Below are 25,458 nucleotides of genomic sequence, written 5' to 3'. Positions count from 1 at the left end.
AACCCCTTTTTAGTCAAAATATACTGCTTTACCAGTCTTAGCTGATTCATAAAGTGCTTCTAATATTTGTGTAATTACAATTGCTTGTTCTGGTTTCACGACAGGATCTGTATCATTAAGAATACTGTCAATCCAACTACGTGCCTCTACTTCAGCTTCATCTACTTTTTCACCTTCATAAAAGTCAACGCCTTTATTTTCAAGTTCTACTTGCGTTGTATATAAAGAACCAAAGTCTTCTCCGTGGATTCTTAACCCATCTTTCATATCGGCACCACCTTCAGTACCAGATAATGAACATTTTGCTTCATTTACTTCTAAAGAGTTTAACGCCCAACTTGATTCAAGCATGATTGTCGCACCATTTTTCATCTTAATAAAACCGAAAGCTGAGTCCTCTACTTTGAACTTTTCAGGTTCCCATGGTCCCCATGCATTAGCTGCATTTTCTTTCTTACCTAACTTATGGAAAGTTGAACCCATTACTGATTCTGGTTCGTAATTATCCATCATCCATAATGTTAAATCGAGTGCATGTGTCCCAATATCAATTAAAGGACCGCCACCTTGTTGTTCTTCGTCTAAGAAGACACCCCAAGTCGGCACTGCTCTACGACGAATAGCATGTGCTTTCCCAAAATAAATATCCCCTAAATCACCACGCTCTGTCGCTTTATGTAAATATTGACTGTCAGGTCTAAATCTATTTTGATAACCAATCGTAAGTTTCTTACCATTACCTTTAGCCGCTTCAATCATTTCTTGAGCCTCTTCTGTCGTCTTAGCCATAGGTTTTTCACACATAACATGTTTACCTGCATCTAATGACGCAACCGTTAATTCCTTATGAGAACTGTTCGGTGTACATACATGAATGACATCAATAGCATCATCCTTTAAGAGTGATTGGTAATCTTCATAAACTTTCGCATTCTCCGTACCATATTCCTTAGCTGCCACTTGTGCTTTTTCAATATCGATATCACAAAAAGCAACAATGTTCACTTCATTTATTTTTTGTAAACTCGGTAAATGCTTGCCATTCGCAATACCACCACAACCAATAATTCCTACATTCAAACTCATATGTACAACCCCTTTTATGTATTTATGCGACAGTTAATAACATTAAGCAATCGCTTACATTTTTGTTTATATAACTATGTTAAAATAAAAAACAATAAACACCAACGAATAACACTTGTAAAGACACTTATATTTTACATCTGAATATATTTTCATAACTTAAAAATATTTTCAGTATGATAAATAGAAAAACAACTAAATTATTTAAAATAAAAGGCCAAGACCAAAATCGCAGATTATAAAAATACCACCTCATTTATACCTGATTAAATCAGCGAAATGAGGTGGTACTTATTTATATTTTCACTTCAGTTGTTTGTGTGTATGAATGTTCTCCGAGGTTAATCATGGATTCTGATATATTTCGTGAGTGGTAACCAATTCTTTCAAGGATTGATATCATGTCGATATATACAAGGCTACCTTCTGGTGAACATTCTCCAGAGCTTAATCTCTTGATATGTTTTTTACGTAAGTCATGCTCTAGTACATATGAATCTTGGCTTCGTTTAACAACTTCGTCTTTTTTCAGATTGTCATAAACATCAAATACTTCAAACGTTTTTTCATATGAAATTTTTACATGATCATATAATCGTTCAATGCTTTCTTCTGCTTTTGATGAAATTTGAATATCAGCTGATTGTTTTTTCTGCAATTCTTCTAAGTATGATTCTGTTAAGGTTGATACTTTCAATATTGTTCTATTAACATCATATAAAACAGATAGCCTTTCAGCATCTTTAGCTGATAGTTTTTTCTCAGATAATTTATTTAAATATTGACGAACATTATCATACATATTATCTACTGCAAGGTGTTTATCTTTATGCTTTTTAATTGCTTTTTAATTGCTTTTTCATCAATATTTTCAACATTATTCAACATTGAAACAGTCATTTTACCGATATTTTGAATTTCATCTTGAGCTTCTTGAAGTGCGATACTAGGCGCTCGATTAATTAAATTATTATCAAGATATTTCGGTTTATATTTTTCATTTACATCTTCACTAGGAATGATTTTCGTTACAATCCAAGCTAGTGCGAAGATGAATGGTAACTGTATAAGTGTATTTGTTACATTGAATGTTCCGTGTGCAAATGCTATAACCATTTTTGGATTTAAATTCATAGCGTGTTGAATCCATTCCATTGTCATTTCGTAGAATGGTAATATTAATAGAAATACTGCTGCACCGATAACATTAAACATAACATGCGCCATCGCAACACGCTTAGCAGCGATAGAGCCAGCTAAACTTGCTAATACAGCTGTAATTGTCGTTCCAATATTGTCTCCTAATAAGATTGGTAATGCACCATGCAATGAAACTAAATCATTGGCATAGAATCCTTGTAAAATGCCAATCGTTGCACTTGAACTTTGAACGATTAACGTCACAAATGTACCTGCAAGTACACCTAATATCGGAGTAGAAGACATATCTAACATAATTTGTTTAAAGCCTTCTAAATTAGCAAGTGGTTTTACCGCACCACTCATTAATTCTAGACCATAGAATAGTGATCCAAATCCGAAGAAAATCATACCGATATTTTTAACTTTTCTTTTTTGAATGAAGAAAATTAAAAATGCACCTAATGCTAGTATTGGTAAAGCATATTCACCAATGTTAATCCCAATAATAAATGCTGTGATAGTCGTACCGATATTGGCACCCATGACAACACCTATTGCTTGTCGCATCGTCATAAATCCAGCACTTACGAGTCCAATTGTGATAACCGTTGTTCCTGAGCTACTTTGTATTAAAATTGTCACAATCATACCTGCAAGTACACCCATAATAGGATTACTTGTAAATCTATTTAATATACCTCTTAATCTATCTCCTGCTGCTGCTTGTAATCCATCTCCCATTTGTTTAATCCCGTATAGGAAGATACCTAATCCACCGATGAATGTAAAAATCATTTGTAAAGCCGAGAGTTCCATAACACACCTCTTTAAAGTTATTGTAACCATTGTGAATAATAAACTATAATTGTTAAGCTAATGTAAATTTTTAATTAACTTTTATTAAAATTATGATTATTCTTTGCTACTTAATTTTAAAAGGTTTTCATTATAGATATCTGGCAATTATTTATTAAATTGTTCTTCTATATTATGATGCATTTTAAAAATCATCATACGTTCACCTGTTCGTGAACTTAAATCTGTATGGAAACTTTTGACGTCTTGTTGTGTAATTTCAAATATCATTTGATATAAATAATCCATATCTGATTCTACTAATTTTGAACGTGTACGTTTTATACTCAGTAAACCTTCTTGCGTTTTACAAACGCTATACTCTGCAGGTGTAAGCACACCTTGTAAATCAACAATAATCATATCTCTAATAATATCTGTCTTTACAGATAGAGATCCTCTACCTAAATATTCTTTTTCCCATTGTGTAATGGCTTTACTAATTTTTGATTCACATGCTCCTTTTGTCATTTCCATATTTGTCTCTCCTTAATGCTTATTTTGCTTTATGTTAAATGTTCAGCAATAGTTTCAATATTGCTTTGATTAATGGTCATACCGTTTATTGTAATACCAGGTGGTATAAGTGGATGATTAGAAACTTGATCAATACTTTGTTTAATACTTTGGTGAATATTACTTTCACCATTTAACCATTCATGAATATTGTCACTACTAAACTCAGGCTTACAGTTATTAAACAAGTAATCGAGTGTTTTAATTTTTTCTGTATGACTTTGGATACTTTCAGGTAATGCGATAACCTGTTTATCGTCTGACTTTCTAATGATATAAATATTCTCTATATCATATTCATAAATCGCGATAATAATTGACCGCATCACATCACCATATGCATGCGAAATTTCTGCTTGATAGCTTTGTATCGACATAACATGATTAGGGTTGAAATTTAAAGATTCAACAAGTTGGCTTTCTAGATGTGAATTTAGATCAGATAGTATGAGTATATTTTTTTCATCATTCATATTATACATCCTCTCGAGTCTAGGACATAAATTGTTGTCCCGCTCATTTATTTACCATTTATGCCATTCACCATTTTCATCTATACTTGATAGCAATAACCAATCATTTTTTACTTTTGTGTTAAGCGCAGTATTTTCATTGAGCAATTTACGAATGTAATCATTCGGCGCTTGTATCACAACTAATAATCGAATCGGTGCATGATAATATTCCCCATCAGCTTTCATAACTGATTGCCAAGGTAAACCTGTCAGTAAATCACTACCATTTCCTTGCATGACACCAATGCCGCTCGTCACCGTTTGTGTGATTTTATTGCCGCTTCCGTAATAGTAAGGTGCAACAGTTGAAGCATAATATTGTAAGTTAATCCATTGAGCAACTGTCGCTGGCCCACTTAAAATCGTATTTAAAATTTCACCGTCATGATCTTTCGTCCAGTCATAATTATGCAGGAATGCACGACCATTTAATTGAGATTGCTCTGTTAATGTTCTCTTACCAATAACAAACGTTGCATTTCTAGCTAATCCCCATTCTGGTCGGATTTCACTCCAGTCACTTGCTAACTGTTCTGCTTTAGTTATGGATTGTGCATTTGAATGTTCCATGCCCGGAATATCTTCAAGTCTTAAACGATTTGCTTCTTGACTAGCTTTAGGCAAAGCTGATTTTAATTTTTCTAAAGCACGCTCAGCTTGATTCGAGAGTTCGGGTACATAAAGCCATTCTAATTGATCTGTTGTCGTGCTATGTTCAGCAGCAACAAATACTGTATCTTCCGGAATTATAATGTTATTGCTTTTGAGTCCTTCTCTAACTTCAGGCAAATTACATAAAGTCGCTAATACTTTCCCATTAAAACCACTCGCTGATCCACCACACGCGCCACAATCTAATGAAGCTGCATAAGGGTTGTTTGCACTATGACTACCATGTCCGCAAATGACAACTAATGGCGCAAAATCTTCCGTTAAATCCATTAATTTCAATGCTTCTCTTACGTAAGTAAGCTGTTCATGTTTCGTAAACCCAATAGGTAAATCACCAAACCGATTTGACGCATGATCTATAGAAAGTTTCGTTTCCGGCTTATTCATAAGATTTTTATTAAATCGATTGACCAAATCACCAGTACGTTTAGGCATAAAGCTTCTCGCAATCGTTTGTACGCTTAGCCATGAACCTGTTAATTCTGGAAGCAATAAACTTGGTAATACATTTTGTTTCATTTTTTTAAATGTATAAAATATTGACGAAATACTTTTTTTCTTTTCAACGTAATGATTGGATTGGGGAGCATCTTCATATTCATAAATCTTATGTTGCGGTTTATTCATAACTGGTAAAGCATTATGTGTATGTTGATGTCCGAGTTCACACTTTTCAATTGGTAAGCCAAAGAATCCAGCGATACCGATCGTTTCGAAAGGACCTTCCATTTCTAATTGCCTTCTAAAAGGTTCCGACCGTGTATCAATACAAAAAGCAAGCTGTGCCTCGACAAATGCTTTATCCTCTTCATGAGGGATATGAGATTGAATTTCACTTTGTAATTGCGACTCATACGTATCTTCCCAAGCTTCTAGCAATAATTTATGTTGTGTAATGCGATCAAATTGATGCGCAAATGTTACATAATCTTCTCGTTCACCTTGAGATAATGCGAACCAATTTTCCAACGTTAAGATTCCACTTTCAAACCAAGATAGCACTTGAGACATATCTTCTGCAGTATGTTGTTGCTCTTGAGCTTTCTCACTCATCAATGTCCATTCCAAAGCCAATCTTATGGCTAAATAATCTGTCAGCAAGTTTAAACGTTCGTCTTTCCAAAGCATCATACCTGCCCACCCTGGTAAAGCCAACAAGTGTATTTCAAGATATGTTTGTACTTGTACTTCTGATATACCTAGTTTGTCTAAACAGCTTTCTATTGTTTCAATAGATGTTGATGGTAGCATTTTTATTTTATGTCTCTCTGCTTTCGATAAAGCGGGATCCAAATGAGCTAACCTTTTCCAATTTTTAAAGAAACCTTTACCATCTTTATGGATTGCCCATCCTGATTGATTATCATCAAGATATAATTTACTCCACTTAATCATTTGTGCATCCAACTTATCTAAATATGCCTGTCCAGAATATTGTTCAATACGCGTACTTAAAATAATGTCAACATCTTTTTGTTTACTCAGTTCAACATTTTCTAATGACGTTCTTAATTGCTTTTGATCTTGTTCATTAAGATTTACTTTGTGAGTTCTATTAAACAAGATACTTTCAGCGTATTCTCTTAACATCACTTTATTTAATGGCGTATTATCATTCGATAGCCATGCCGATAACCGTTCTTCTATATATTCTTGTTTAATTTCTCCATTTTCGATTGCAGCAAATAATAAACTTTCGTTCGGATACAAATCGACATTCTGTACCTTTTGAAACCATCTCGCGACATCTTCAAAAGTACGATCTTCTAAACCCACCCAAGGATTTCTTGCTGCAAATATATTAATAGGAGAAAGTGGTGTTATGACACGACTCGCCTCTTTAATTGAATATGTGATGTCATTTTGTAATTCAATTGTTTGCGTCATGTTGATAACCTCCTTTAAACGTATGATTTTTCAAATAGCGTGGATGCGTTTCAATATTTTGCACATTTGATTCACCTAAATGTACAATCCATAAATATATAATCGTGACAATTTTAGATGAATGATTTCTTGCAACCCACAAGTTCAGTGCACTTCCTATTAAAAGCAATACAATCATGATAATGACTGCAAATATAGGTGTATGATTCACATTTGTAGCGTATTGATGTAACAAATCATGGAATAAATGATGTACACCAAAGTAAGATAAACCAACAATTAAAAGTGCTAATAATCCAATGATTCTACCTAACTTGCCCTCACCATATGCGACTAGTTGTGTCCATGAAACAGATAATGACCAAGCTAAAATAAGCGCACTAATGATTTGGTAACTACTTGTCGGATCCATAAGCCAAAAGATAATACCAATCATAATTGATAATAATCGACCAACTAGAACCCATATATATGACACACTTTCATTCATTCTTGAAGGCATATCAAAAGTTCTTACAGCAGAACCAGAACGTAAAAATAATGTCGCTTTAAATAATCCATGTAACATAAGATGAACGATAGCTGCTGAATAAACACCTAAAGCACATTGGATAAGCATAAAGCCCATCTGTCCAATCGTTGAACCTACTAACTGCCTTTTGTAATCCACATGTACTAAACTAATGCCTGCTCCCATCAATACAGAAATCGTTGCGATAATGATAAGTAACCCAATTATCCATTCATTTGTAAAAATCGGTGCAAATCTCGTTAAAATAACACCACCTACATTTACAATACCGGCATGCATAATCGCTGAAACAGGAGTTGGTGCCGCTACAGATTCTATTAGCCATCTATGAAATGGCCACTGAGCTGCTGGAATGATGACCGATATCACTAACATCAACTGAATAACCACACCTTGCCACGAATCAAATTGGTCAAGATGGCTTTCACTAAATATAGTAGACTGTTGCCATTCACCCGTTACATTGTATGTCAGTATAATCGCTATTACTAAAGCAATCCAACTAACGATAAAGATCATGCTAGTACTTTTCGCTAAACGTTTCGTAATGTGCCATTGTTTGTTTAAACCGATTAAACGCGTTAAACAAAATAATGTTAACCCCCATAATATCGCCATTAATCTTAAATCATTACTTAACCAACCAACTGAAGCAAATACCGTCATAAATGTAAATAATGAAAAATATTTACGATACTGTGCATCTCCATCTAAATAACGTACGGAAAACCTTTGAATAATAAGACCAATACTCAAAATAAAGAGTGCGAGCAACCATGACAATTTATCTAAATGCCAAAATCCTATATATACATTTCCGCTTGTCATACACAACCCAATTAATGAGATAAGCACTGGTATAAATGCAATTACTAAGTGAACATTAATATATGCCTTTGCCACTTTTGGCACTAAATATATGATGCTACTTATAAGCGCCAATCCAATTGAAATAAAAAATAATACTAATAAACCTATCATGTCGGTTGCTCCTTTTCTGTTAAAAGCAATAAAAAAAGCCGACAATTTAAAACAAACCTCTCGTGCAGATTTGCTTTAATTGTCGGCTTCAATCAAACTAACGCTTACCGTTATTTTAATTGCTTCCTTATTATTTATATGTAATCTTTTTGAAATTTTTATTGTGAGTCATTGCACCGTTTTTACTTTTTCAATTAGCCAATATCGATTAGCCACTTGCTAAAGTTTAGATGCTATGAATTTTTTATATACTTTAATAACATATATTTTTTTTTATCAAATGTCAATAGTTTGACTATTTAAAGTATTCTATAGTTTCATTTATTCGTATTAATGATTATTCACTGTTAAAATAAAACAATATATTAAACAAAACGAGGAGATTAACATGAATAGATCAGACTTAATAGCACCAGAAACATACAATATTGTTAATGGAATCGAAAGACATGCAGTAGATGAAACGAAAGAAGCCATTATATTTGAAGATGTCGATGGCAACGTACAAACAATTACGTATGCTAAACTCATCCAAAATTCAAATAAAGTGGGCAACATCTTTAAAGCTCAAGGTCTTCAAAAAGGCGACAAAGTCCTTATTATGATGCCACGCTCAATTGGACCGTCTACACTTAATTGGACAACTTCTTTAAAGAGAAGTATTGTTAAAATTAAGAAAGTAGGTGGTCTTTTTATGAGAAGAGAGCGTAGAGAATACAGTAATGAATTCAAACAGCAAATGGTTGATTTATATCTTAATGAAAAACCAAGATCTGAAATTATTAGAGAATATGATTTAACCCCATCTGTATTAGATAGATGGGTTCAACAAGCAAAAACCTCTGGTTCTTTTGAGCACAAAGATAATCTTACAAAAGAACAAAAGAAAATGATGGAACTAGAAAAAGAAAATAAACAGCTAAAAATGGAAAACGATATTTTAAAGCAAGCCGCGCTGATAATCGGACGAAAATAGATGTGATAAATGAGAATACTCACAAATATTCAGTATCAGCAATGTGCAAAGTCCTACAAATGCCAAGAAGTACCTACTATTACCACCAAAATAACCAACATAAAGTTAATAAAGAAAACAATGATGAGATATTAGCAGATGAAATTGAAGATATATTCATCTCTAATAGACGTTGTTACGGTACACGTAAAATAAAGATTGCTTTAACGAAACGAGGACTATATGTGTCTAGGCGTAAGATTGGTGTATTGATGAAACAAAGAAACTTAGTTTCTACTTATACAAAGATGAAATTTAAAGTAACATCAAGCAAGGTAAAGCAATCTACTACCAAGAATCATTTAAATCGTAACTTTAAAAAACATAAACAGTATAAATACATTGTTTCAGATTTAACTTATGTCCGTGTGGACAATAGATGGCATTATGTATGCTTATTTAGTGATTTATATAATCGTGAGATTATAGGCTATAGTGTAGGACAACGCAAAAACGCTGACTTAGTATTCAAAGCATTAGCAAGTATAGAAACAAATCTATTTAATATAAGCTATATCCATACAGATAGAGGACGAGAATTTGATAATCAATTAATCGATAAAGTAATTGATGTATTCAATATTAACCGTTCTTTAAGCCGTAAGGGAAATCCATATGATAACGCAGTAGCAGAAACAATATTTAAAGCAGTAAAGACAGAATTCATAAATACTACTAGATTCTATACGATAGAACAATTAGAGATTGAATTAAAATTGTATATAAATTGGTATAACAATGAAAGATTACATGCAGGATTAAATTATCAAACACCAACCTCTTATAAACTTATGAATTCTGTCTAAGTTTTTTTTGACATACCAAAGACTTTTGGAATGTCTTAATCATACTATGGCTTTAAATACTTTCTTTAAAATATTATAACTTCTCGACCTAATTAAGAGACAAGTTATTTAAATTGCTTTTACCTGTTCTAAGTTCTGATATAACATATTGTCTAATTCCTGTTACTTTATGAGTTGCATAACCAGTAATGTATCTGTCTATCAATATTTGAATTAATTCGTTCATTTTAAATTATACATAAAAAAGACTCCCTCACATATAGGAACAGGGTAAGCTACAGAGTATTTTGTTACTATACTTTTTAAACTAAAGCAAATATATTCCGCTTTTCTAAAATATTTATATAACATATAGACAACAAGATGTTGTGATCGTTTCATCTTCCATATTAGATATAATACGTTTTAGTTTTTTCAATTCATAATTAGAGTCCATGTTGTCCTCATCTTCTTTTTCGTTATCTCTTTGAGATAAATACAATAAATCATCTGAAACGTCTAATAATCGGTGGAGTTTATTAAGCTTTATTCTTATGACACTATTACCCTTTCTAATTTTAATTTTTTTATACCTATTTCCGACAAATTACTATATTTAAACTAATGAAGAATTAGTCTCTATTCTCTTTAGATTTGATTCATTATTATTAATTAATCTGATTTACACTCTTCATCTACTTACTCATATTTTTAGTTTTATTTGTGATATGCTTCTGCGTATCGGTTAATGATGCGGTTTTTAATTATATAATTTCATTTAATAAGGTAATGAACAGTTTTTTGATAAATGTTATTCTTCTAAAATTCTTTTTAATTTACACACTAAAAAATATCCTCCTTAACAATAATAAGTTATTTAAATTATTGATTAAGGAGGATATCTTTATATCTATTTATTTCTCAATCTAGAACTAGATTTTTATCGTGCTTTCAGTTCATTTCCTGTCATCCATTTATGATTTTTAATGATTTTACCATTATCTTTGGATTTGTAATCAACTACGTAAACAGTAGTCTTTTTCACGTTATCTATATTGGCTGTAGCACCTTTCATACCAGACATATGACTTGCTTCTAATTTAACAGTATCGCCCTTACTAAATCCATCTTTAGGTGCATCTTTGATCTCTTCGTTTACGACCCATTTATGATTGTTTACTTTTTCATTTCCATTTGTGGGTTTATAACTTACAACATAAGCATATGTTTTATACGCACCTTTTACAGTAGCTTCTGCACCTTTCATACCTGGCATATGCCCTGCTGTAATCGTTACTTTATCTCCTACTTTAAATTCACCCTCATTAGTCGATTTCATACCTTCAGGAACTTTACTTTCATCATTATGCTTCATATGGCTCTCACTTTTTTGGTCATTAGTGTCTTTATCTTTTTCATCATTATTGGAGCAAGCTGATAATATTAGTAATGATCCTAATATCATAAAAAATAATTTTTTAATCATAATAAAACTCCTATCTTTTATTTTAATTTTAATGTAAAGGCATTAATTGCAACGATAATCGTACTTAATGACATTAAAATAGCACCTATTGCAGGTGATAAAATCAAACCAATAAATGCTAAAACACCGGCTGCTAAAGGTACAGCAACAATATTATAACCTGCACCCCACCATAAGTTTTGCACCATTTTTCTCATAGTATTATTTGAGAGGGTCAAGAAATGGATAATATCTGATGGATTACTTTTAACGAGTATAATATCAGCTGACTCAACTGCTACATCCGTTCCTGCGCCAATTGCAATACCAATATCTGCTCTTATAAGACTTGGTGCGTCATTGATACCGTCTCCGACCATCATGACTTTATTACCGTCACTTTGATAATCTTTTATAATGCTTTCCTTATCTTCTGGCATGAGTTGTGCGTGGACATAACTAATACCTAATTCTTTTGCGACAGCGTGTGCCACTTCATTATTGTCACCTGTAAGCATGACTGGTGTAATATTTCTTGATAGTAAATCAGCTACCATTTGTTTTGAGCTTTCTTTAATTTGATCTCCTTGAGCAATCATGCCAATGACTTGTTGATCCTCAATTAAATAGCTGATTGAATTACCTTGTTGAGCTAATTTAGTAAATAAGTCATCGTCATAATTAAGTTTATGTTTATCAAGATAAGAGACATTTGTTATTTTATATGTTTTATTATCAATTAGACCTTCTAATCCGACACCTGGAATATTATTAACGTCTTGTGGATTAGTAAATGAAACATTTTTACTTTTCGCAAAATCAACAATACTTATAGCTAATGGGTGATTAGATTGACTTTCTAATGAGGCGAAAAGGCTTAATATTGTATCATTACTCAAATCATTTTTAAAGCTCTCATAATGATTCACAGAAAAGTTACCCTCAGTTAAAGTACCAGTTTTATCCATCATTACATAATCGATATGTTGAGCTATTTCTACAGACTCTCTATTTTTAATAATTAAACCATTATGTGCACCAATTGAAGTAGAACGTGCAGTGACTAAAGGTATTGCCAAGCCTAAAGCATGTGGACAAGCAATGACTAACACAGTTACAAGACGTTCTAATGCAAAATCAACATCATTTTGAATGAGCATCCAGACAATAAAAGAAATCACGCCAACACTTACAGCAAAGTAGAATAAATAACCCGCTACTTTATCAGATAACAATTCAGCACTAGATTTATCATTTTGTGCTTGATTAACAAGTCCCATAACTTGAGAAAGATATCCATCTTCTCCCACAGCTGTAACCTTGACTTGTATTGTTCCAGACCCATTAATAGAACCCCCGATGACGTTGTCATTTTGATTTTTTTGTACTTTTTTAGATTCTCCAGTGACTAGGGATTCATCTATAGATGTTTGTCCTTGAACGATAATACCATCTGTCGGAATGCTTTCTCCGGCTTTTACTTCGACGATATCATCAGTCATGATGTCTGATATTTTAACTTCTTCGCGTTGGCCATTATCCATAACTTTAATAGCACTATTAGGTAACAGTTCTGCCATTTTCTTTAAAGCATCTCCAGCATTTCCGACAGCATTCATTTCTATCCAATGTCCTAATAGCATAATTAAAATTAAGGTTGCTAATTCCCAAAAAAAGTCCATTGTATGACCAGTTGCACTACTAAAGTTATTCATATAAAAAGCATACAAGCTATAAATATAAGCTACTGAAATACCTAGGGCAACTAAGGTCATCATGCCTGGTTTTTTTGTAGCAATTTCATCTTTACCACCAGACAAGAACGGTTTACCACCATAAAAGAATAAAATTGTACTTAATATTAACACTACCCATTCAGAACCTGGAAATGTGAATTGAAAAGGTAAGTTAACACCCATCATTGGCGATAAAAGAATGATAGGTATTGCAAAAATTAATGAAACAAAAAACCTAACTTTAAAATTTCCATGATGATGTGCATGGCCACTATGATGATGTGAGGCATGGTTATCATGATGCATGTGATTGGAATGATTCATGTGATTTTGATGATTATGCTCTTCACCATTATTATTCAAATTAACCCCTCCTATTTATGAAAATATTATATTAGCTATACTTATACTATAACACATACCTCCTAGGGGTATAAATGTTTTCGATTTATCTCCATTTATGGATTTATTTATATCATTCCCAAAATGATGTCTCCACGTCCTACATTAGACCTTGTCATCGATGTTTAAAACAAGGTTTTAATTAAATGTATTATTGCAAAAAGTATTATCTATATAGATATTTGTCTATATATATAATAATCTATAATAAAGGAGGGATGACATCCATATGTCTTATAAGGAACTATCATTACAATTAAAAATTTTATCGGATCCAAGTCGATTAGAAATATTAGACTTATTATCTTGCGGTGAATTATGTGCTTGTGATTTATTAGCGTATTTTCAATTTTCACAACCTACATTAAGTCATCATATGAAAATTCTAGTAGATAATGAATTAGTATCTACACGAAAAGACGGTACTAAGCGCATGTACCGACTTAATCATAAGTCCTTAGATTCAATCAACAATGAATTAACTTATATTAGCTCTCCTACTCAACAATGTATGTGTAAAAAGATAAAGACAGGTGAATGTACATAATGACTATTCTAGCGATTATTATTTTTCTTTTAACTCTCATGTTTGTTATTTGGCAACCTAAGGGGTTAGATATTGGTATTACAGCATTGTTTGGTGCTATCATCGCTATTATTACAGGCGTTGTCAGTCTCTCGGATGTTATTGAAGATACGGGGATTGTTTGGAATGCGACGTTAACCTTTGTCGCTGTTATACTCATTTCATTAATTTTAGATGAAATTGGATTTTTCGAATGGTCTGCGATACATATGGTCAAGGCCTCAAAAGGTAATGGCTTAAAAATGTTTATTTTTATCATGCTACTTGGGGCAATTGTAGCAGCATTTTTCGCAAATGATGGTGCAGCTTTAATCTTAACACCCATTGTATTGGCGATGGTAAGAAATTTAGGGTTTAATCAAAAAGTCATTTTTCCTTTTATCATTGCAAGTGGATTCATTGCAGATACTACGTCTCTTCCACTAATTGTAAGTAATTTGGTTAATATCGTTTCTGCTGACTACTTCCATATTGGATTTATTGAATATATAAGTCGCATGATGATTCCCAATCTATTCTCTTTACTTGCAAGTATTGTTGTATTATGGCTATATTTCAGAAAATCCATACCTAAAACGTTCGATACAGAAAATCTATCAGATCCTAAAAGTGTAATTAAAGATTCTAAGTTATTTAAGCTTTCATGGATAGTATTAGCAATACTACTTGTGGGTTATCTTGTTAGTGAGTTTATTCAAATCCCTGTATCAATCATTGCTGGTATTATTGCTCTTATCTTTGTACTGTTAGCTCGCAATTCCGAAGCTGTGCATACGAAACAAGTAATTAAAGGTGCACCATGGAATATTGTCCTATTTTCAATTGGTATGTATTTAGTCGTATTCGGCTTGAAAAACGTAGGCATCACCACAATTTTAGCTGATGTATTATCCAATATTTCAAGTTATGGACTATTCAGTAGTGTTATGGGCATGGGCTTTATATCTGCTTTGTTATCATCAATTATGAATAATATGCCTACAGTTTTAATAGATGCAATTGCTATCGGACAATCAAATGTAGTTGGAACAATTAAAGAAGGTATGGTTTATGCGAATGTCATAGGTTCTGATTTAGGACCTAAAATAACACCGATTGGTTCTTTAGCAACATTATTGTGGCTACATGTCTTAACACAAAAAGGTGTGAAAATTTCGTGGGGAACATACTTTAAAACTGGAATTATCATTACTATTCCGGTCCTATTTGTAACACTCTTAGGTTTATACCTTACACTAATCATATTTTAAGAAAAGAGGCTTTAATTATGGATAAGAAAACAATTTATTTTATATGTACAGGAAACTCTTGTCGTAGCCAAATGGCTGAAGGTTGGGGAAAAGAAATATTGGGTGAAGATTGGAATGTCTATTCTGCTGGTATTGAAACACATGGTGTTAATCCTAAAGCAATAGAAGCTATGAAAGAAGTAGATATTGATATCTCAAACCATACATCAGATTTGGTTGATGGTGATATCTTAGAACAGTCAGATTTGGTCGTAACATTATGTAGTGATGCAGACGATAATTGCCCTATATTACCACCTAATGTTAAAAAAGAACACTGGGGCTTTGATGATCCAGCAGGAAAAGAATGGCCAGAATTTCAACGTGTTAGAAATGAAATTGGAAAAAGAATACAAGAATTCAAAGAAACGCTCGTTTAATGTGAGCGTTTCTTTATATTTAAGTCATACATTTTATTAATAATGATTTCATTTCTATATCTTTGATATAATAGTATGCCATTTTCCCATCCTTGTAAAAATTCAGCACGTCTCTTTTATACAGGGCTCTCAAATGATGTGATGTTGAAGCTATACTCAAACCTAATGTTATAGATAAGTCACAAACACATAATTCTTTCTCTTTAATTAGAGCTAATATAATTTTCAGCTTATTCTCATCACTTATCTTTAATAATGTATTGATAAGCCGTTGAGTTTTTTCTTCTTTTAAAAATCTTAAAGCATAATTCACTTTTTCCTCATGAACACAAATGACGTCACAAATTTTATTGTTACTCATATTAAGTCACACCTTAATTTATAATATAAATCCTAATATTGTTTGTATGGTTTTATTTTCAATAATAATAAATAAGCCCAATGCTATGTAAATAACAGCCATAATCCAACGACTGAATTTCTCAACAATTTCACCCACACCAGGAATTCTAGCTAGTTTTTGTGCTGTGAATACTAAAAAGAAAATTAAAACTAAAAATACAATTAAGGTAGTCAGTAATTCAATAATATCCAATGTTACAAAATAAGGGACAAATAAACCAATATTATCTGCACCACAACTTGCAATTGTCACTAAAGAAACAGTCCCTACTAATTTGGACAAACCTTTTTCGTTTAATTCTTTTTTTGCTCTTTTTTCACCTTCACAATCATCATAAATAGCAACTTTTATACCTAAGTAGATGGGGATCAAACCTAATAAACCTAATATCCATTTCTCTGGAACATAATTTAACACAAAAGCTAAAAATAAACTGACTAATATGAGGATCATCGATCCTAGATATTGACCTATATAAATATCCCTATATTCTTTTCTAGTCTTTGCTCTAGCAAAAAATATTAATAAAATCACTAATAAATCTACCGCAGTTGCAATATAAAGTATTGCCGCAGTTACAATACTCTGAACCATAGAGCACCTCATTCAAATATATATTTGAATGAATTGTATCATATATTGCATATCTTATGAATAATAAATATTAGAACCGAAAAGTGACACTTTAACTGATAGTAAGGGGCTATACGAGTGATTTATAGATTCTTTGAGAATACGACTTAAAGCGATTTTAATTTGTCAGTTCATTGCATTTTGTTTTTTTAACAATTTCACTAATAAAAAGAACTTTATAAAAACCTTCCTCATATTTGTCTTACAGGCCACATTATTACATTAATGTTACAATGCCACATAATAATTATATGAAAATATAAATTTTTTACTTCTTTTTACATTCATACACGCAATTTAACTTTTGATTTTCTTAGTTTAGAGACTTATCACTATAGTCAAATTACAAAGTAAATGTTTGATATAATCATAATTAAACAAATAGTGCATATGCATTGCCATGCCCCATGTTGGAAATCATTTTGATATACATTGATTTTAAGTGTAAATATAAAAATAATCGCCTGGAACAAAATGTAATGTTCCAGACGTTGCTATGATAAGTCTTATAATAGTTTCGCGAGTGCGAAAACGACAAATTGTAATGGCTCATCCACTTAAAAAGGTTGAATATAACTTTTTGTATCATTCTACCTCTCAAGTAAGGATCTACAGATAAATGGATTCTACTTGAACTTCACCTACTTGATGTTCTCGTGCTTCTATTGTTTCAAATCTAAATACATCGGTCTAGAGGGATATCTTTTGGTCGTTTTGCAAGTACAACTTGTTGATTATTCCTTCAGATATTTAGTCGTAGCGTCTGATAATGACAAATCACCATTGATGATTTGGAATTCGTGACCTTGTAATGCCTCATCAGTTAACACAGAAACAAGCACTTCTGCTACATCTTCTCTTGTAATAGACGGATTTTGTACATTTTCAAATTGCGCACTCATATTGAATTGTTGCGTTTCATGTTCGTTTGTTAAAGCGCCTGGATGTACGATGGTATATTTTAAATTTGCATGTCTTAAGTAGTCATCCGCATAATGTTTTGCAATGGTATATGGTTTCAAGTCGCCTGACGCATCAAACGCTTCTCGACGTGAGTCGTACGTTGATACCATAATAAAGTGTTGATGACCGACATGTTCGCTTGCTTTAATTGCTTTCACTGCACCGTCTAAATCTACAATGATTGTTTGATCGTCACCTGTGCTCCCGCCAGAACCGACGGAAAAAAGGATTTGATCATACGATTTAAATAATTCTATTAATTCATCAATAGATTGTTTTGCGACATCAATGTAAGTTGCATCGATACCATCTGCTTTTAAAGATTCAACTTGTTCTTCTTTTCTAACACCAGCAATAAAATCAACATCTCGTGCTTTCAGTTTACGTACTAGATGTTGACCGACGCCACCATTAGCGCCAATAATTAATGATTTCATGTGTATCGCTCCTTTATGAAATTATTGATTAGCTAAGATTTTTAAAGCATGTTCAGCAACAGCATGTCCTGATTGAGGATTTTGACCAGTCACAATACGACCATCTACGACTGCGAAATTGCTCCAGTCATCCTCTTTTTTAAAATGTGCACCGTTACTAATAAATTCGTCTTCTAATAAATATGGCATGTATTCAGTTGTACCATTTGCTTGTTCTTCACTATTTGTAAAGCCAGTCACGTCTTTATGACGAACGAGATAATCGCCATTTTCTTTAATGTCGAGTAGACCAGCCGCACCATGACATACAGAAGAGAGAACGCCTTGGTTATTGTAAATACTTAGCGCAATGTCGTTAAGTTCTTTGTTATTTCTAAAATCCCAAATCGCACCATGTCCACCTGCAAAGTAAATGGCTTGATAGTCGCTAGGATTAACTTCTTTTGGAGATAATGTTTGTCCAAATTTGTTCATATAATTATGATCCGTGTAGTATTCCCAGTCCTCAGCTCCCATCATTTCAGGGCTAAGACTGATAGGATCAAGAGGCACATATCCACCGTTCGGACTTACGAAATCAACATCATAACCTGCGTCATAGAAATCTTTCGCAAAGTGCGTAACCTCTGAGAACCACGCACCCGTAGGTCTGTCTAAATTATCGTATTTCGCAATGTTTGTTACAACAATTAAAGCTTTTTTCATTGTATTTCCTCCTCATTCATGTTTATATAGAATACAATATCAGTTAAACCTTGGTTTAAGAGAAAGGATATGCTTACATGAAACAATATTACATTGAATATGTCTCAGATTATTGCAATATACCTAAAAGCAAACTGCGTTATTACGAGAAAAAGAATATCTTGAAACACATCGATAGAGATAAAAATAACAAGCGTTTATACACAGACGATGATATCGAAATGATTAAATTTATCCAGTGCCTAAGCAATTTGAATATGCCATTAAAAGAAATCCGAAAAAACACAAACATGCTTTATCAAAACCAAATAGATGTCCCAAGTGTGTTACGCGCACACCTAGAATTCTTGAATGAACAACGGAATTTGGTCTGTAAACATATCAACTTAATTGAACAAAAATTACAAACTGCCATGACTGAGTGACGAGGGAAAAGGGAGTGTGTGAATTAAAAGAACGATGAGAAGAGTATGGAGGAATAGTTAATAAATAAGCATAAGGAAATTTTAGATTTTAAAGATGAAGTGTGTAGGTAAAGGCGATAGGTGGATAGGCAAAGCTGGAATGAATTTTTCTTCATCTACATAAGTTTCAATAAGTTCAGCATAGCCTGTCTTTTTTGCTTTTTCTACTAAGTAATAAGTCGCCATTAACATTTCTAAAAATGTTGGGAATGACGTTTCCCTTTGTTGCATATAATCTAAATAACTGGATACGGTCTGAATGCCAAATTTATAATATTTCTCTTGTGGGTCAATTTGTATCAATTCATTTGTACAATATCCTAACCAGTGATCATGATATTTCCAGTATTTTTTCTCTATAAACATTTCAAATAACATTTTGACAGTATTCAACAATTACATTCTTAGCTATCTCACAAACATTTTTTAAATATATAAAATTTTTATTTTTTCCTATATAATGTGCTTTAGCTTTATCATTTGTTACTAAAGATGATTCATTACTAAAGTTAAAGATATCTATCTGTATGCTATTCTTTACAAAGTCCTCATTTAATTCATATAAATATTTAGCGCTATCAAACAAAAATAATGGGGTGTTTGAAATTCTTTTATGCTCTTCAGCTTTACCGTTATAATACATATTCGTCAAAAATGTAAGTATGGAAATCATCAAAGAAAATCCTGATACATACTTTGCTGTTTCTGTCTTAATAAGCATGAAAATTATTAATAAGATTAAAAATATAATGACAGTGTATATAAATTTTTACATTTTCTACTCCTTATTAACTATTAATTTGTCTAAACTTTTCAAGTTCATCTTTTAAAACTTTAACTGTTTTTATTTTTTTAGTGATATCTTCTTTTGCACGTTGTGACAAATGTTCAGTTCCAAATACACGTTTATTATTTTCATTAATTGACTGATTAACTTTATCCCAATTATCTAATATATAATTTTCAAAAAGTTCCTTTTCTACATCACTTTTATAAACCAAAACACATTCTACAAATTTATCCATTGCAAATTTCTCTTCCATCGAATCACCTTTATACATAAAAAGATGAATATTATAAAGCATCGTCTCTTCAATGAAATAACGATAATAAATAGTATCATCTCTATGCATATTAAAATTTATCGCACCTGGCTCAGGTACTGGTGTTGTGTAGATACCTGAATCCAAAGAGATACACTGCCTACTATATAAAACTGTACTATGATATTTGAATTCATAATATGAATATAAAGTGTTACTATTTGTTTGGTTATACGCATAGAATGGACTTATTAAATTAAAATAATCTTCTTTTTCAGCCACTTCTTCATTTTCATATACTATATACTGTGGTGCTTCACTATAAAAATACCCAGTTGAGTTCTTCATCCATTTTTCATAATTTAGTAAATATTTTTCTAGCCTTTTTAAAGGAGATGGATATAAACCAAAATGTATTTTCCATAATATTTCAGTATCTAATGGACTAGCTGTAGCATCAATAGGGGTGTTTTTATCTTCTACTCTTGTATAAATACTACCTGCATAGACAGTTTTATTTTTATTACCTTTTTTAGCAGTTAGTGATTTTTCTAAATAGTATGGTGCATATTGTTTTGGATTTATTACAATAACGTCTATTTCTTTTTGTTCATATATAAATGTAACTATTGATATGTGTGGATATCTACCCCTAGCAAACTTTTTACCAGAAATAAAGGATATTAATTCTTCTTGAGTTTTTCGGTTTGGATCATTATTGACTCCAAGTAAATCTCCTTTATCTGATACTCCTAGAATTAAATAAGCTTCATTATTTAACAAATTGTTCGATAAACAGATGATATCATGTAGTAATTCAACTTTATTTTCATGATATTTGGCTTTAAAGTCCCAGTATTCTCCTTCCCTCTTACTGTCTATCAAACTTTTTATTTTATTGTTTAACATCTATGTCATCACCCCATTTTATTTACTAATTATAGCTTATATTTGTTAGAAAATATAAGCTATAATTAGTAAACAATACATAAAATCAATATATGGGAGTGCCTAAAACATGGAAAAAGAATTATGGCAATTCGAATTTTGGTACAATAGTTTCTCTGTCTTTATACAAAAAATTAACAATGAATTTAAACATCCTAAAATAGAATGTGTTGACTTCAATATGTTACAAGGGAAATTTGAGCCAAACAAAAAAATTTATCTATACTACAACGTAAACAATGAGCAACAAAATTTTTTACAACGAACTTTGACAACAGATAGTAGTGGTTATTTTAAAGATGAAATACCTAGTGAATTAGTATCCGAACTGGATTTAAAACATATCACTTATAGCGGCTGGACTAATATGCGTAACATTTATTCTTTGGAATGTAAGTTACATATAGAAACAGATACATCTATTGCTATAGAAGAAATACTAAATGATTATATAAATAATGCAGTTGATATAGTAAAAAATTTTGATAACGAAGATATAAAGGCACACACAACTCATTTTCCTTAATCAAAGATAATACGATTTTTAATTTCTTTTCATCACATATTTTTTGAAAAATACCAAGTAATTTTTGTGATTTTATCATCTTCTAAAAAATTCAAAGCATCATTTACTTTATCCTCATGAACACAGATCACATCACAAACAGTTGCCTTTCCCATATAAACCACACCTTAATCTAAAATATAAAACCAATTATTGTTTGGATTGTATTGTTTTCAATAATAATAAATAACCCTAAACCAATATAAATAACAGCCATTATCCAATGACTAAACTTCTCTACAATTTCGCCAACACCTGAAATATTAGCTAATTTTTGTGCTGTATATACCAAAACAAAAATCAATATTAAAAATACAAGAAGAGTAACCAATAACTCAACAATATCTAAAGTCACAAAGTAAGGAACAAAAAGCCCGATATTATCTGCACCACAACTAGCAATTGTAACCAAAACAACAATACCGACTAATTTTGATAACCCTTTTTCGTCTAATTCTTTTTTAGCTCTTTTCTCGCCTTCACAATCGTCATAAATAGCAACTTTAATACCGGTTCTGTTGCAAAGTTGAATTTATAGTATAATTTTAACAAAAAGGAGTCTTCTGTATGAACTATTTCAGATATAAACAATTTAACAAGGATGTTATCATTGTAGCCGTTGGCTACTATCTAAGATATGCATTGAGTTATCGTGATATATCTGAAATATTAAGGGAACGCGGTGTAAACGTTCATCATTCAACGGTCTACCGTTGGGTTCAAGAATATGCCCCAATTTTATATCAAATTTGGAAGAAAAAGCATAAAAAAGCTTATTACAAATGGCGTATTGATGAGATGTACATCAAAATAAAAGGAAAATGGAGCTATTTATATCGTGCCATTGATTCAGAGGGACATACATTAGATATTTGGTTGCGTAAGCAACGAGATAATCATTCAGCATATGCGTTTATCAAACGTCTCATTAAACAATTTGGTAAACCTCAAAAGGTAGTTACAGATCAGGCACCTTCAACGAAGGTAGCAATGGCTAAAGTAATTAAAGCTTTTAAACTTAAACCTGACTGTCATTGTACATCGAAATATCTGAATAACCTCATTGAGCAAGATCACCGTCATATTAAAGTAAGAAAGACAAGATATCAAAGTATCAATACGGCAAAGAATACTTTAAAAGGTATTGAATGTATTTACGCTCTATATAAAAAGAACCGCAGGTCTCTTCAGATCTACGGATTTTCCCCATGCCATGAAATTAGCATCATGCTAGCAAGTTAAGCGAACACTTACATGATATATTAGTGGTTAGCTATATTTTTTCACTTTGCAACAGAACCATTATTTTTACATAGTCACTTTATAATTTCGCTAAAAATAGCGCTAAAATCACTTTCTTATGAGCAGTTTTAAGCGCGGTTTTTATCCGTTTATTAATATTTTTCATTTATGTGACTAATAACTTTATCAGATCGATCCTTATCGCCTGCCTCCTAAAAGATAACCTGTAAAAATATTTAAATACCTGTATATAATCTTTTTACTAGATTTTAAAAAGCTTGATACAAGTATTTGGGGTTCAGTTATCTACTAACAATATAAAAAATGAGTCTGGGAAATCATATTATGTCCCAGACTCTCGAAAAATTGTATCGCTATGAAATTAATTATTAAATATGAGTCACATTTCATAGTTTTTATAAATTCAAAGCGGGTGACCAGAATCGAACTGGCAACATCAGCTTGGAAGGCTGAGGTTATACCATTTAACTACACCCGCACAAATATTTCATTCGATTTATTACCTTTAAAAACAAATGAAATATTTACTATTTAGAATTATATAGTACCAAACCATAAATTTAAAATCAATATATCTAACAGCTAACTCTATATAAAAGCGAGTAAAATCCATTTCACTATCTTTTTATATTAGTTATATTTAAACAACTCATACCAACAAGAATCTTTAAATTAAAAACTACTATTTACACCAATTTATTATTTATACACATCTTAATATACGATTTATCGTCATGATTGATTAAACCACCCCTATAATGCTGTGGTTCATTGATACCGGTTAATAAAATAATACTTTCATCACTTTTAGTTTTCTCAACAATTTTTTTGATTGCTTCCTTTCTTGAACTCGCAATCATAATATTATTTAAATCATAATATTCCGGTAAATATTTAATCATCGTTGCAATAATATGGTTTTCATTTTCAAAACCTACTTGCTCAGAAGCTAAAATAATTTGATCAATATTATTAGGAATTAAATTCATTGTATCTCTTATTTTATCTAAACCGCGTAAGCCTATACCTGTAATCATTACTGTAAGCTTTTTTCTCTTTTTTGAAGAATATTTTATAGCATCGCTAATTGATTCATTAATTGCTAATGGTGTATGTGCAAAATCTAATATAAATTCAAATTCTCTTATTTTAAATATTTCAAATCTATTATCAGGTGGTTTGATATACTTAACAACCTCTAAAATATTTTTTATATCAAAATTCAATTTATGTATTGCAAATATACTAATAGCAAGATTTATATAATTATGAATTCCATTCAATGCTATATTGATTTGATAAACATTTCCATCTATCCAAATAGATAACTTATTCTCCTCTATAGAATATTTATAATACATATCATTTTTTTGGTTATTAGAAAAATGATACCTATCATAACCTATTTTTCTGTATTCTTCACTATCATAATTGACAATACTTTTTTTACTTAGCGCATTCAGTTTTAATTTAGCTTCTAAATAATTTTCAAGTGTATGATGATACTCAAGATGTTCAGAGCTAAAATTAGTAAATATTGCTAGTTCGTTATATATAAAATTAACCCTTTTTTGGTCTAACGCAATAGATGTAGCTTCATATACAATGTAGTCATAATTTTTTTCTGCAAAGTACTTTATAATTTCAGCAAATTCAATATGCATTGGTGTAGTTGGTGTAGAATGGTTAAAATTCATTTTGTTAAATTTAGAATCATAAACGCCTAATGTACCAACAATAGCTACTCGTTTATCTAGTTTTGATAATATTTTTCCTACCATATGACTTGTAGTTGTTTTACCATTAGTACCTGTTACTGCAATAAATTTTAAGCTTTCGATATATTTATCATAAAATAAATGTACTAATTTATTTATCGCTGATGCATAGTTAGATAAATATATAACTGGAATATCACACTTCATATCATCCAAACTATTTGCTTCCATATTCGTCAATATTAATATTGGATTTTTACTTACAGCTTTTTCTGCATAAATTTTAGAGCGATTAGACGCCTTTAATATAAAAACAGAAGAAGTTTTAATATTTTGGTACATGGTTGTAATATCAGTACACTCTTTATCTATATTGATTTTATAATTATTACTACTAACTAATATTTCTTGTTCAATTTGTGATATTATATCGAATATTTTCATAATTTCTCCCTTTTAATAAATATAATA

The 25,458-nt window shown here is 31.4% G+C and carries 21 protein-coding genes, 1 tRNA gene and 5 pseudogenes; 8 read left to right on the top strand and 19 right to left on the bottom strand.

What is annotated here, in order from left to right; translation table 11 throughout:
* Positions 1–9: 9 nt before the first annotated feature.
* The 6 genes and pseudogenes from P3U32_RS00420 to P3U32_RS00395 form a co-directional block, all read right to left on the bottom strand.
* Positions 10–1,086 carry a Gfo/Idh/MocA family protein gene (locus tag P3U32_RS00420; protein WP_323703642.1) on the bottom strand — a complete coding sequence of 359 codons (1,077 nt, stop codon included), beginning with the start codon at positions 1,084–1,086 and terminating at the stop codon, positions 10–12.
* 295 nt (positions 1,087–1,381) lie between these two features.
* Positions 1,382–3,045 (bottom strand): annotated as a pseudogene (locus tag P3U32_RS00415) (Na/Pi cotransporter family protein).
* Positions 3,046–3,192: 147 nt separating this feature from the next.
* Positions 3,193–3,561: a Na-translocating system protein MpsC family protein gene (locus P3U32_RS00410; RefSeq protein ID WP_263314500.1), complete on the bottom strand. Its 369-nt coding sequence runs from the start codon at positions 3,559–3,561 to the stop codon at positions 3,193–3,195.
* A 29-nt stretch (positions 3,562–3,590) separates the two neighbouring features.
* Positions 3,591–4,073, bottom strand: a complete 483-nt coding sequence (locus tag P3U32_RS00405) for a carbonic anhydrase (RefSeq protein ID WP_323703641.1) — start codon at positions 4,071–4,073, stop codon at positions 3,591–3,593.
* Positions 4,074–4,124: 51 nt separating this feature from the next.
* Positions 4,125–6,674, bottom strand: a complete 2,550-nt coding sequence (locus tag P3U32_RS00400) for a DUF2309 domain-containing protein (RefSeq protein WP_323703640.1) — start codon at positions 6,672–6,674, stop codon at positions 4,125–4,127.
* Positions 6,658–8,187 carry an NADH dehydrogenase subunit 5 gene (locus P3U32_RS00395; protein ID WP_323703639.1) on the bottom strand — a complete coding sequence of 510 codons (1,530 nt, stop codon included), beginning with the start codon at positions 8,185–8,187 and terminating at the stop codon, positions 6,658–6,660. The genes P3U32_RS00400 and P3U32_RS00395 overlap by 17 nt, the downstream gene beginning before the upstream one ends.
* Positions 8,188–8,575: 388 nt before the next feature.
* Here P3U32_RS00395 and P3U32_RS00390 point away from each other — a divergent pair.
* Positions 8,576–8,794, top strand: a pseudogene (locus P3U32_RS00390) (acyl--CoA ligase); the annotation flags it as partial.
* 87 nt (positions 8,795–8,881) lie between these two features.
* A protein-coding gene (locus P3U32_RS00385) for an IS3 family transposase (protein WP_323704821.1) occupies positions 8,882–10,008 on the top strand; the annotation gives its coding sequence in 2 pieces (ribosomal slippage) (positions 8,882–9,128 and positions 9,128–10,008; 1,128 coding nt in all).
* Positions 10,009–10,927: 919 nt separating this feature from the next.
* On the opposite strand, the gene P3U32_RS00375 is transcribed toward P3U32_RS00385, so the two are convergent.
* Entirely contained in the window at positions 10,928–11,473 is a 546-nt protein-coding gene (locus P3U32_RS00375; protein WP_037537668.1) for a YdhK family protein, read from the bottom strand.
* A 17-nt stretch (positions 11,474–11,490) separates the two neighbouring features.
* Positions 11,491–13,551: a heavy metal translocating P-type ATPase gene (locus P3U32_RS00370; protein WP_323703637.1), complete on the bottom strand. Its 2,061-nt coding sequence runs from the start codon at positions 13,549–13,551 to the stop codon at positions 11,491–11,493.
* Between the two features lie 268 nt (positions 13,552–13,819).
* Here P3U32_RS00370 and P3U32_RS00365 point away from each other — a divergent pair, with 268 nt between their 5' ends.
* From P3U32_RS00365 to arsC, 3 genes are read left to right on the top strand one after another with little or no spacing between them, the layout of a single operon-like run.
* Positions 13,820–14,137, top strand: coding sequence for an ArsR/SmtB family transcription factor (locus tag P3U32_RS00365; RefSeq protein WP_011274435.1), 318 nt, complete (start codon positions 13,820–13,822; stop codon positions 14,135–14,137).
* Positions 14,137–15,426: an arsenite efflux transporter membrane subunit ArsB gene (arsB, locus tag P3U32_RS00360; protein ID WP_323703636.1), complete on the top strand. Its 1,290-nt coding sequence runs from the start codon at positions 14,137–14,139 to the stop codon at positions 15,424–15,426. The genes P3U32_RS00365 and arsB overlap by 1 nt, the downstream gene beginning before the upstream one ends.
* 17 nt (positions 15,427–15,443) lie before the next feature.
* Positions 15,444–15,845 (top strand): arsenate reductase (thioredoxin), encoded by a 402-nt coding sequence (arsC, locus tag P3U32_RS00355; protein WP_025907457.1) that lies wholly within the window; start codon positions 15,444–15,446, stop codon positions 15,843–15,845.
* 19 nt (positions 15,846–15,864) lie between these two features.
* Here arsC and P3U32_RS00350 read toward each other — a convergent pair whose 3' ends face one another.
* The 4 genes from P3U32_RS00350 to P3U32_RS00335 all read right to left on the bottom strand — a co-directional run bounded on the left by P3U32_RS00350 (position 15,865) and on the right by P3U32_RS00335 (position 18,986).
* Positions 15,865–16,206 (bottom strand): ArsR/SmtB family transcription factor, encoded by a 342-nt coding sequence (locus P3U32_RS00350; RefSeq protein ID WP_025907459.1) that lies wholly within the window; start codon positions 16,204–16,206, stop codon positions 15,865–15,867.
* Positions 16,207–16,224: 18 nt separating this feature from the next.
* Positions 16,225–16,842: a CadD family cadmium resistance transporter gene (locus tag P3U32_RS00345; protein ID WP_323703635.1), complete on the bottom strand. Its 618-nt coding sequence runs from the start codon at positions 16,840–16,842 to the stop codon at positions 16,225–16,227.
* 773 nt (positions 16,843–17,615) lie between these two features.
* Positions 17,616–18,281 (bottom strand): SDR family oxidoreductase, encoded by a 666-nt coding sequence (locus P3U32_RS00340; protein ID WP_243523460.1) that lies wholly within the window; start codon positions 18,279–18,281, stop codon positions 17,616–17,618.
* Between the two features lie 21 nt (positions 18,282–18,302).
* Positions 18,303–18,986 (bottom strand): type 1 glutamine amidotransferase domain-containing protein, encoded by a 684-nt coding sequence (locus P3U32_RS00335; protein ID WP_164961686.1) that lies wholly within the window; start codon positions 18,984–18,986, stop codon positions 18,303–18,305.
* A gap of 77 nt (positions 18,987–19,063) precedes the next feature.
* Here P3U32_RS00335 and P3U32_RS00330 point away from each other — a divergent pair, with 77 nt between their 5' ends.
* On the top strand, positions 19,064–19,411 hold the full coding sequence (locus P3U32_RS00330) for a MerR family transcriptional regulator (protein WP_243523471.1): 348 nt from the start codon (positions 19,064–19,066) through the stop codon (positions 19,409–19,411).
* Between the two features lie 129 nt (positions 19,412–19,540).
* On the opposite strand, the pseudogene P3U32_RS00325 reads toward P3U32_RS00330, so the two are convergent.
* From P3U32_RS00325 to P3U32_RS00315, 3 genes and pseudogenes are all read right to left on the bottom strand, one after another.
* Positions 19,541–19,843: pseudogene (locus P3U32_RS00325) on the bottom strand (poly(glycerol-phosphate) alpha-glucosyltransferase); the annotation flags it as partial.
* A complete protein-coding gene (locus P3U32_RS00320) occupies positions 19,818–20,123 on the bottom strand; it encodes a hypothetical protein (protein WP_233664233.1) in 306 nt (101 codons plus the stop codon). The pseudogene P3U32_RS00325 and the gene P3U32_RS00320, both read right to left, overlap by 26 nt.
* A gap of 115 nt (positions 20,124–20,238) precedes the next feature.
* Entirely contained in the window at positions 20,239–21,402 is a 1,164-nt protein-coding gene (locus tag P3U32_RS00315; protein ID WP_323703634.1) for an AlbA family DNA-binding domain-containing protein, read from the bottom strand.
* A gap of 109 nt (positions 21,403–21,511) precedes the next feature.
* Between P3U32_RS00315 and P3U32_RS00310 the strand changes: the two genes are divergently transcribed.
* Positions 21,512–21,967: a hypothetical protein gene (locus P3U32_RS00310; protein WP_323704899.1), complete on the top strand. Its 456-nt coding sequence runs from the start codon at positions 21,512–21,514 to the stop codon at positions 21,965–21,967.
* On the opposite strand, the pseudogene P3U32_RS00305 reads toward P3U32_RS00310, so the two are convergent.
* Positions 21,945–22,122: pseudogene (locus P3U32_RS00305) on the bottom strand (transcriptional regulator); the annotation flags it as partial. The gene P3U32_RS00310 and the pseudogene P3U32_RS00305 overlap by 23 nt on opposite strands.
* A gap of 17 nt (positions 22,123–22,139) precedes the next feature.
* Positions 22,140–22,517, bottom strand: a pseudogene (locus P3U32_RS00300) (cadmium resistance transporter); the annotation flags it as partial.
* A 56-nt stretch (positions 22,518–22,573) separates the two neighbouring features.
* Between P3U32_RS00300 and P3U32_RS00295 the strand changes: the two are divergent.
* Positions 22,574–23,248, top strand: a complete 675-nt coding sequence (locus P3U32_RS00295; protein WP_323703633.1) for an IS6 family transposase — start codon at positions 22,574–22,576, stop codon at positions 23,246–23,248.
* Between the two features lie 428 nt (positions 23,249–23,676).
* Here P3U32_RS00295 and P3U32_RS00290 read toward each other — a convergent pair.
* Positions 23,677–23,747: transfer RNA gene (locus P3U32_RS00290), tRNA-Gly, on the bottom strand.
* Positions 23,748–23,955: 208 nt separating this feature from the next.
* Positions 23,956–25,431, bottom strand: a complete 1,476-nt coding sequence (locus tag P3U32_RS00285) for a Mur ligase family protein (protein ID WP_323703632.1) — start codon at positions 25,429–25,431, stop codon at positions 23,956–23,958.
* Positions 25,432–25,458: the final 27 nt, after the last annotated feature.

Source organism: Mammaliicoccus sp. Dog046 (assembly GCF_034039665.1).
In the GTDB taxonomy this organism is placed as follows: domain Bacteria; phylum Bacillota; class Bacilli; order Staphylococcales; family Staphylococcaceae; genus Mammaliicoccus.
The sequence above is the reverse complement of the archived record's forward strand: the minus strand, read 5'-3'. Positions and strand labels throughout refer to the sequence as shown.